The 9632-nt window shown below is 55.3% G+C and carries 8 protein-coding genes; 5 read left to right on the top strand and 3 right to left on the bottom strand.

Annotation, left to right across the window (positions count from 1 at the left end; all coding sequences use genetic code 11):
• Positions 1 to 482: 482 nt before the first annotated feature.
• Positions 483 to 629, bottom strand: coding sequence for a hypothetical protein (locus ACNKIB_RS06005; protein WP_417909641.1), 147 nt, complete (start codon positions 627 to 629; stop codon positions 483 to 485).
• A gap of 543 nt (positions 630 to 1172) precedes the next feature.
• Here ACNKIB_RS06005 and ACNKIB_RS06000 point away from each other — a divergent pair.
• The 5 genes from ACNKIB_RS06000 to ACNKIB_RS05980 are packed head-to-tail and all read left to right on the top strand — an operon-like array spanning position 1173 to position 4686.
• On the top strand, positions 1173 to 1808 hold the full coding sequence (locus ACNKIB_RS06000) for a precorrin-2 dehydrogenase/sirohydrochlorin ferrochelatase family protein (protein ID WP_417909640.1): 636 nt from the start codon (positions 1173 to 1175) through the stop codon (positions 1806 to 1808).
• A gap of 24 nt (positions 1809 to 1832) precedes the next feature.
• Positions 1833 to 2636: a cytochrome C assembly family protein gene (locus tag ACNKIB_RS05995; protein ID WP_417909639.1), complete on the top strand. Its 804-nt coding sequence runs from the start codon at positions 1833 to 1835 to the stop codon at positions 2634 to 2636.
• A gap of 1 nt (position 2637) precedes the next feature.
• Positions 2638 to 3948, top strand: a complete 1311-nt coding sequence (gene hemA / locus ACNKIB_RS05990; RefSeq protein WP_417909638.1) for a glutamyl-tRNA reductase — start codon at positions 2638 to 2640, stop codon at positions 3946 to 3948.
• Positions 3938 to 4453, top strand: coding sequence for a hypothetical protein (locus ACNKIB_RS05985; RefSeq protein WP_417909637.1), 516 nt, complete (start codon positions 3938 to 3940; stop codon positions 4451 to 4453). The genes hemA and ACNKIB_RS05985 overlap by 11 nt, the downstream gene beginning before the upstream one ends.
• Before the next feature lie 38 nt (positions 4454 to 4491).
• Complete coding sequence (locus ACNKIB_RS05980) at positions 4492 to 4686, top strand: hypothetical protein (RefSeq protein WP_417909636.1); 195 nt, start codon at positions 4492 to 4494, stop codon at positions 4684 to 4686.
• Positions 4687 to 4731: 45 nt separating this feature from the next.
• Here ACNKIB_RS05980 and selD read toward each other — a convergent pair whose 3' ends face one another.
• Positions 4732 to 5787 (bottom strand): selenide, water dikinase SelD, encoded by a 1056-nt coding sequence (gene selD / locus ACNKIB_RS05975; protein ID WP_417909635.1) that lies wholly within the window; start codon positions 5785 to 5787, stop codon positions 4732 to 4734.
• 9 nt (positions 5788 to 5796) lie between these two features.
• Positions 5797 to 9213, bottom strand: coding sequence for a transglycosylase domain-containing protein (locus ACNKIB_RS05970; protein WP_417909634.1), 3417 nt, complete (start codon positions 9211 to 9213; stop codon positions 5797 to 5799).
• Positions 9214 to 9632: the final 419 nt, after the last annotated feature.

Here is a 9632-nt window from a genome sequence, read left to right as displayed (position 1 = left end):
GCGCCAGACTGATTCAGGAATGTCGCGCAGGCGGCGGTTGAACTGGCTTTTTGAAAGCATGGCAGGCATATACCATATCCATGCTGCTCAAGAAATACGCAGCTTCTTTCATAACTGCCGGAAAAGAAAGCGGCGGCAGTCAAAGCTACGGTCATGACCTCAGCCGTGCTCATCGTGCTTTGCTGGTTATCGCGTCAGCCTTCAGAAATTAAAAAAAATCATCGCATACACAGTAACATGTTGTAATCTTGAGTTCCATGCCTTCCTCCGTGTATGTTTATATTCATGCCGGACAGCAAAAATATAACACATGCGGGGAAGCATGGTTTCTTCAAGAGTTATAGGTCACAACTTGGATTATCTCTAAAAAAAACAAAGGCGGGATGATTTCCTTTTGATAAGAGGAAATCATCCCGCCTTGCGGCAGCAGACTTCATGCCGAATCAAATCATTACTGAAGCCTGGTATTACCCGAAAACATATTAGTTGCCAGTTGTGCCGGTTACGCCAGTTACGCCAGTTGTGCCCGCCGCACCAGTTGTAGCAGTTGCACCTTCTTCAGCGAAGACAACATTGCTTGCAGTAACAACGAACAGGGCAGCGACGAACAGTACCAGTGCTTTCTTCATGATCAAAGCTCCTTGCGGGGATATCTTCCCCTTAATTTTTTTATGAAGCGGTCAACGGCGGCATGCCGTGACTCTTCGTTTTTAAAGCAGCAGCGAATGCTGTGGGAAAGCGATAATCTTTCTTAAGTAGAAATTTTATTCTTTAACGAGAAGAAAAGCAAGCTATTTTTTATCATTTTTTTATACATACATTTTCCCAGACAACTGTGCTTCTTGCTTCAGTTTTTTACCTTTTCGGTCAGTTAAGGATGCGCGTAGCACTTTTTTTTCAACGCCCTGGTTCTGTTCAGATGGACATGGCTTATGCAACAGGTCTAGTATATACTGAACTTGTTCCCGACGCGGCAAAAGCGTCTCTTGTCAGCAGGATACAAGGGTATCTCTCCTTGGGAAGATCCAGCCGACAGGCGGAGCTATGCTGCCTAAGCCCCAAAACTTTGTTCACCCTCTATGAAGATCACCCGAGCCAAAATTGAGAAGACTGCCCAGTTAGACGACAAGGCCTTTGTGGTGCCGAGGGTCATTGACTGAACTGCCTTCCACATGTACCCTGTCTCACTGGATATCAGCGGCCTACTCTGCGTCGTCGTTGGCGGCGGCAAGGTGGCGGAGCGCAAAGTGCTTTCCCTGCTGGAGGCTGGGGCGCAGGTGCGGCTCATCAGCCCGCAGCTGACCGAAGCCTTGCATGAGCTGGCCGTTGCTGGCCGGATTGACTGGTTGGCTCGTTACTTTCAGTCCGGCGATTTACGCGATGCCTTGCTGGTTTTCGCGGCCACAGACAACAGGCAGGTCAACGAGGCAGTGGCGCGAGAGGCTGCGGCAGCGGGCAAACTGGTTAATGTTGCTGATGCGCCGGAGTTGTGCAGCTTTCAAGTGCCAGCAGTGCTCCATCAAGGTGATTTGAGCATTGCCGTATCCACCAACGGCAAAAGTCCAGCCTTGGCCGCCCGGATCAAAAAACAGTTGGAGGCGGATTACGGCCCAGAATATGCCCTGCTGCTCGAGCTGTTGGGCCGCATCCGCGAGCGGACGCTGGTCGGAATCGCAGACGGCCAGGCGCGAAGAAATCTGTTTGAGAATCTGTTGCATGAGGATATACTCCGGTGGATAAAAAACGGCCAATGGGAGCAAGTCCGCAGCCATCTGCGGGTTGTTTTGGGGCCGGATGCCGATTTTTGACCTCAGTCAGCCGAAAGACCACAGATGAGCTATCTCCTTTTTCAACTCAGCCTCGCCGCCTATCTTGCTGCCGCAGGCTTTTACGCGGTCTTTTTCGTTGGCCGGAAAAAAAGACTGCGCGATGTAGGCCGGGTGCTCTTTTTCATTGCGGCTGGACTGCACACAGGCAACATTGCCGCCCGTTACGTTGAGGCCGGACACACACCCATCACCAGTATTCACGAGATCATCTCCTTTTTCGCCTGGTCTATCGCCTGCTGTCACCTGACCTTCCGTTGGCGCTACCCAGTGAAGAACTTTGGCTCCTTTGCCTCGCCCTTGGTCGCGGTGCTGATGCTGGCTGCGCTCCTTGCCCCGCACGAAATCATGCCTTTGCCGCCAGAGCTGCGCTCTTGGTTGCTGCCAGTTCATGCCTCGATCTCCATTGTCGCTGATGCCTTTCTCGCTCTAGCCGCTATTGGCGGCCTGATGTACCTGATTCAAGAGCGGCAACTGAAGCAGAAACGCTTCGGCTTCTTTTATCACCGCCTGCCCTCGCTGGAGACGCTCGACACACTCAACCAACACTGCATTAGCATCGGTTTTCCCCTGATGACGCTGGGGATAATCCTCGGCACCATCTGGGCCTTCCAGCTTGGCGGCAACCGGGGCTTAGGTTGGCATACCAAAATCATCAGCGCAATGATCACCTGGCTGCTCTACGCTGGTCTCATGCACCTACGTTTCGTCAAGGGCTGGCGAGGCAGGCAGGCTGCGCTGTTTACCGTGCTGGCCTTCTGCGCCACACTGCTTACCTTCTTCCTGTTATTGATCAAGGGGGGAAGCTGAGATGGCGCGTGATTCCATTGTCTTGCTTGGGGTGAACCACAAGAAGACCCCGCTGGAGATCCGTGAGAAGCTGGCCCTGAATGGCTACGAGGAACCGCTCAATCGCTTGCGGCATTTGCGCGGCCTCAAGGAATATTACTTGCTTTCCACCTGCAACCGGGTGGAAGTCCTCTTTGCCAGCGAAGAGCCAGAGCAAATGCGGGCCGAGGTCCTGAATTTGCTCTTTGCGGGCCGGGTGAGCAGCGAGCAATTGGAGCACTGCATCTACACCCATTTCGGCAGCGAGGCAGTGCGGCATCTGTTCACGGTCGCGGCCAGCTTAGATTCCATGATAGTCGGCGAAGCGCAGATCCTTGGCCAGCTTAAAGAAGCCTTTCGCCACGCCTCTGATCTGAAAACCTCTGGCTTGATCCTCAACCGACTCCTGCATAAGGCCTTTTCAGCGGCCAAGCGGGTGCGAACAGAAACCCGCATCGGAGCCAGCGCAGTGTCGATCTCCTATGCAGCGGTTGAATTAGGCAAAAAAATCTTTGGCGACTTGAACGGCAAGCGGGCGATGTTGGTTGGGGCCGGGGAAATGGCAGAATTAGCTGCCGAGCATCTGGTTGGCCAAGGCATTGCCGAGGTAGTCGTGGTTAACCGCACCTTAGAACGGGCTGTGAATCTGGCTAGCCGCTTCAAAGGCCGGGCTGCTGGGCTGGATGAGCTGGTCGAACAGCTGGCTGAGGCGGATATCCTCATCAGTTCCACAGGTGCGACCGGCTTGGTGCTGCATAAACAGGATGTGGCCTCGATCATGCCCCGCCGCCGCAACCGACCGCTCTTCTTGATCGACATTGCCGTACCGCGCGATCTGGATCCAGAAATCAACACCCTGGATAACGTTTATCTCTACGACATTGACGACCTGAACAACGTGGTCGAGATGAATCGCGAGCAGCGGGACAAGGAAGCCATCAAGGCCCGGCGCATTGTTGAGGAAGAAACGCTCAAGTTCATGCGCTGGTTAGAGGCAATGGAGGTCACGCCAACCATTGTCGAGCTGCAAGCTGCCGCTGAATCCATCTGCCGCGCCGAGTTGGAGAAAACCCTCGCCAAGTTGAACGGCCTTGGCGAAAAAGAACGGCAGAGCATCGAACGCATGGCCTCAGCCATTGCCGGTAAAATGCTCCATCATCCGCTGCAATACCTCAAAGCAGAGCATGACTGCATTGACCGCCAGGAGCGCATCTCAGTGATACGCAGTCTTTTCCACCTGAGTGGGGAAAGCAACATCAGTAGCCAGCCTGAGCAGTCCGTTGATGTTGCCTGAAACCCGCGCGCTGTTGATCGAAGACGAGCTTGTTCTCTTGGCAGATTCCGGTGAATTGCCGGAAGTCGCCTATCATTCCGCGCTCTGGCATCTCTGCGGCAACTCAGACGGCCCGCACTTGCTGCTGACTGAAGCGGAAAAGCAGCAACTGCAAGATGCAGCCTTGCGCCGCTGGCAGCAGATTATTCTCCGCGATCTTGACCCGGCTCGCCGCGACTGCCGCAGCTGGCGCGGCCCGTTGCGTAGCTTTTACAATTGGGAGCGTTATTTGACCTTTTGCCAGAGAATCAGGCGAGAGCCGGACGCATCCTTTAGGGAGCGGGTGGCCACGGCTCTGACCACCTTTCTCAGCCAAGAAATCACTGATCAGCGCAGCGGCACCCGGCCCAGTTCGCTCAACTGTAGCAACACAGAGCTGCTGACCTATGCTTGCCAGCTTGGTTTGGCTGAGGACACCTTGCCAGCAGACTGGAACACCTTGTGGAGTGAGGAAAACAGAAACTGACCTCGCGCCAGCCGGTTTTCGACGCAATCAGGCTCGAGTTGTACTCGGTAGGAGAGGAGTTCGGCTTGGCCAGAAAGGAGTTTTGCCGACTTAGAGAGAAGTTTGGCCGAGCAGGAAAGGAGTTGTACTTGGCAGAAAAGAAGTCTGGCCGACTAGCAAAGGAGTTTGGCCAAGCCGCAGAGGAGTTCTGCCGAGTAAGAAAGGAGTTTTGCCGAGTAGGAAAGGAGTTGTAGTCGGCAACAAAGGAGTCTGGCCGACTACAACTCCTTTCCTAACTCTTACACCACGGTTATGCCGGGCTTGCCAAGCACTGCTTCGCCCACGCAAACGGCTGCGGCAACGCCGTTTTCGTGCAGGGCCGCGACCAGTTGCTCGGCCTGGCTGTTGGGCACGGCCAGCAGCAGGCCACCAGAGGTTTGCGGGTCATAGAGCAGCTCTTCATCCTCTGGCGCAAGGCTGGTTTGTACCTCCAAACCGTGTTGCATCGCCAAGACCCGGTTGGCTCGGTTGCTGCCAGTGGTTGCGCCTTGCCGATACATCTCTGCGGCTCCAGGATACACGGGCAAAGCCTGCTGCCTGAGCAGTGCTCTGACCCCAGAACCGAGCGCGACTTCAAACAAATGCCCGACCATGCCGAAACCAGTGATGTCGGTGCAGGCATGAAGATCAAAATGCAGGGCGGTTTGGATGGCCAGGTTGTTTAGGGCCGCTACTGAGGGCAGAATCTCCCGCTCCAGCTCCTGGAAGGGATATTTGCCGTCCCGCAACGCATTGAAAAGCACGCCCGTACCGAGTGGTTTGGTGAGAATAAAGGCATCGCCTGGCTGCGCACCGGCGTTGGTGATCACCCGCTGCGGATGAACCGTGCCGCTGACGCAGAGTCCGTACTTTGGCTCCTGGTCTTCGACCGAATGACCGCCTGCCAGTACCGCCCCAGCCTCGTTCACCTTGTCAAAACCGCCACGCAGGATCTCGCGAAGAAGGCCTAGGTCAAGCCGTTTGGTGGGAAACATCACCAGACTGAGTGCAGTCACGGTTTTACCGCCCATAGCATAGACATCAGAGAGCGCATTGGCCGCCGCAATCTGACCAAACCAGTAGGGATCATCCACAGGCGGGGTGATAAAATCCACAGTGCTGATCAGGGCCATTTCCTCTGACAAACGATAGACTGCGGCATCGTCTGCGGTCTCGTAACCCACCAGCAGATTCGGATCAGCGGGCTGGACAAAGCCCTTAAGCGCGTCCGACAGAACTGCCGGACCAATTTTCGCTGCTCACCCGCAGGTGGTAGCGAGACGAGTCAGGGTTTCTTTCTGGAACAGTTTGATCATGATCAGGGCTTAGGGTTGCGCTGGAAAAGCGGGTTGGGGTAAAGGCTGCTGCCGACGCAGCAACCAGAAGGGCATGAAGCGGCGTTCCGGCTCAAAGCCGCCATACTGGCCAGGCACGCCGTGGCTGAGGATGGCAGGTTCCTCTAGGGCCAGATCCGTCTGGATGCCGTCCTTGCCTCGGCGCATCAGACCGCCGCCTTTGTCATCCACAGGCATGAAAAGCTGGCCAGTTTCCGGGTAACGCAGGCCAATACTGCTGCCAGCCAAGGCTTCAGGGGTTAAGCGGTCAGCAACGCCTTCTTCTTTGTACAAGGTCTCGGCAATTCTGTTCCAGACGGGCAAGGCACCGACAGCACCACTGACCCGGAACGAGCCGTTCTTCATGGGTTCGTTGGTATCAAAGCCGACATACGCGCCCACAGTGTATCCAGTTGAGGAGAGCAGGGCCGTGCCGTCCATATCCACGCCTGTGGGGACAAAACCAAGAAAGGCAACGTTGCGGTAATCGTTGGCTGTGCCAGTCTTACCCATCAGCGGCAGGGCAGGGCCTTGTGGTTTGCCATCTTTTTCCTCGCCAGTGCCCGGCAGACGCACGGTTTCCCAGGCCGCATGGCCAGTACCGTAGCGTACCACGTTTTGCAGAATGCTGCTCACCTCGCTGCTGGTCTTGGCATCCAGTACCGGCTTGATGGCTGTCTTGCGGGTGTAGATCACCTTGCCGCCAGGTACCTCAATCCGCTCAATGAGGGCTAAGCCATCGAGTCCATCTTGGTCTTCATCCGAGACAGCCCCTGCCTGAGCAAAATGCTCGAGTATCTCAGCCTCATGGCGGTTGCCTGTCACCAAGGTTTCGTACATCCGCACGCTATCGAGCAGAGAGATGACATTGGAACCCAGCGGGAAAGAAAGCACTGGCTCCATTTTGCTCTTAATCCCTGCCTCGCGAGCCAGCCGGAGGAGATATTGCAGGCCCAGCATGGTCCGATAATCCTGCATATTGAGCAGCGTTTCCAAGGCCCGGGGCGGCGATTGCCCCAAAGCGGCCTTTTCTGCGGCGGTCAGTCGCTCAATAATATCCACGGCCCCGGCACTAAAGGAGCCTTCGAGCAGCACATTGCTCCAGAGATGGTTGCGCTCCTCTGGGTGCATGGCCAGGACGCGGCGGCGCAGCTCGAATTCATCCACAGGCTTCCAGCTTTCTGGTAGCTCGGCGCGCAAGGTGAAAACCAGTCGGCCCTGCGCGTTTTCCGCCAGCCTGCCAAAGGGACGCGGTTCATCCGCATCGTCTACGGCCACCAGCGGCGCATTTTGGGCATTGGGGAAAAAGCTTGGTACCTGCACCGCAGGCATGGGCAGCTGATTCAGGTGCTCGCGGTATTGGTCTAAGGTCTGTCGCCGTCGGCGCAAATCAGGCCAACGCAAACCACCGCCGAGCAAACTGAGCTGCTGGTTGTATTCTTTCCGCTGCTCAGGGGTTAAATTCGGCTTGCTCAGGTTGGCTCGCACCTGCGCCCGGAATTTTTCCAGATTCTGGCCGCAACCAATCTCCCGCCAGCGATGGTGTTCGTCCAAGCGGCCTTCAAACTGAAAATCCGCCTCGGCTTTTCGTACTGCCCGCGCAAAGGCCGCGCACTCAAGATCAGCATTTGAGACATGCAGACCAAAGCTACTCTGCATTCGGGCACTGAATTGGCGGTCGCTCTCGCCAGGTCGGGGGGTCATATCAACTGAGGCAGCAGTCTCCAGCAGTCCAGCAGGGGTCAGCTTGTCGGTTAGGTGGTAAAGTAGCCAAACAGAGGCCACGTTTTCCGACTTAACTCCGGCCCAGCTCATGGAAACCTGGGCAAAAGGACTTTTATGATCAGGCCGAGGAAAATACGCCTGGTCGAGAAAGATAAAAGCCCGCCGCCGGTTGTCAAGCCGGTCAAGTGGACTCCAGCCAAGCTGGAGGGCAGCGGCGTACAGGAAGGGCTTCATGGTTGAACCCAGCAAGCGCTTCGCGTCTGCTGCCCGGTTGAAGAAGCGGTTCTCCACGCCACTGGCCAGAGCACGCACGGCACCCTGTTGCAGGACTAAGGCAGCACCTTGCAGCTTGGGATAACGCTCCAAATCCAAGGCCAGCAGGCCGTCAAAGATATCTGCCTCCCGCACGCTGACATATACCTTGTCGCCAGGCTTGAGCCGGGCCAACAAATCGCTGAGGTCTTGTTTGCCTGGCTTGGCCCATTGCTGCCGCCGGTGCTTGGTCAAGGCCGTGAGCAGCTGGTCAAGACCTTGGCGGTCGATTAAACCGCCAGGATGCTTGGGGCCAAAGCTGACCGCAACGGTTGGCTGCTCTGGATCAGTCTGGTTGATTTCTTTGATCGTACCAAAGACAAAGGCTTTTTCCCTGATTTCATCCTCATCCTCGCTGTTGTCGCCCTCAGCGTCCTTGTATTCGAGCTGCACTTCATCCCGACCGTAGCCGCGCAGCTGCACATCTAAGCGGGACAACTCCCGCCGCAGGCTATACAGGGTTTCCTCCTGGAGCCGCTGGTCAATAGTGGTGATGATCTTCGCGCCAGAGGTGGCAATGTTGTCGATCCCGTGTTGGGCCAGCATTTCAGTCATGGCCTTGGAAGCTAACCCCTCTTGCACCATGTCCATGACCGTGGTGAGGTCGTAGCTGGTCCTTCCGCGTCGGAACAACAGCCCAGCTTTCTTGGCCGCATCATGTTCGGCCTGGCTGATCATGTTGAATTTGAGCATCCTAGCCAGTACATAGCCGACCCGCTCCTCGGCATGAAGGCGGGCTTCGACAGCCGCAGCCTTATCTTTTTTGATAAAGGGATTGTAGTAATTGGGCCGCTTGACCGAACCAGCGATAAAGGCCGTTTCGACCAGAGCCAGCTCCTGTGGCTCTTTGTTAAAATAGTAACGGGCAGCCACGCCAAGCCCGTGGCCGTTGCCGCTGACATAAAATTGATTGCTGTAGAATTCGAGAATTTTTTCTTTGGAATAGCGATGCTCTAGCCGCAAGGCATAGAGCATTTCCTTGAGCTTGGCCTGATAGGTTCGCTCTGGCCGCTTAAAGAGATTCTTGGCTGTCTGCTGAGTCAGCGTGCTCCCACCCCGGACGATCTTGCCAGCCTGATAATTGAGTAACAAGGCCTTGGCAATGCCAGGCGGATCTATCCCGTAATGGTGGAAGAACTGGTCGTCTTCTGCGGCGACCAAGGCGTTGACAAAGACTTTTGGCAGTTGTTCGTAGGTCAGATACTGGCGATGGATGTCTTCAAAGAGGACACCGATCTTTTCTTGCCCGTCCCGGTAATAAACAGGGCTTTCTTTGCCAAGAATAGAGGCGATTCGTTCCGGCTCAATCTCTGGGCAGGGCACCTTAACCACTAGCCACCACACCCAACCCAATGCGCCTGCTGCTGTCAACAGACCGAGCACCATGCAACAGAAGAAGAGTCGGAAAAAACAGGAGCAAACACTGCGGATACGCATTGGGCCGAGAGTCAAGAACCAAGGTTGAAGGGCTGAAGCGAGAACAGCAAGATTGCTACCATGATATTCATTGCTGGGCAGACTGTCCAGCAGAATCGGCAGGTTGGAACGCAGGTAACGGAAGAGCGCGTCTTATGGAAGATCTTGAAATGCGGGCGGAAAATCTACAGGCTTGTCATTTTGTTGATCAACGACATGTTTTTCCTTGTAAAACATTATCGTTCTATGGTAGAAGGGGAAGATGGATAGCAGCCCTGCTGTCCGCGCCAGATGGTTTCCTCTAAAAGAATCCATTAATCAGCAGGATAACCCTTAAGTAATCAGGAGGGTATCCTCTCATCCGACACTGGAGC

The organism is Candidatus Electronema sp. PJ (assembly GCF_048287395.1).
Taxonomy (GTDB): Bacteria; Desulfobacterota; Desulfobulbia; order Desulfobulbales; family Desulfobulbaceae; genus Electronema.
This window is presented reverse-complemented; position numbering and strand designations above follow the sequence as displayed.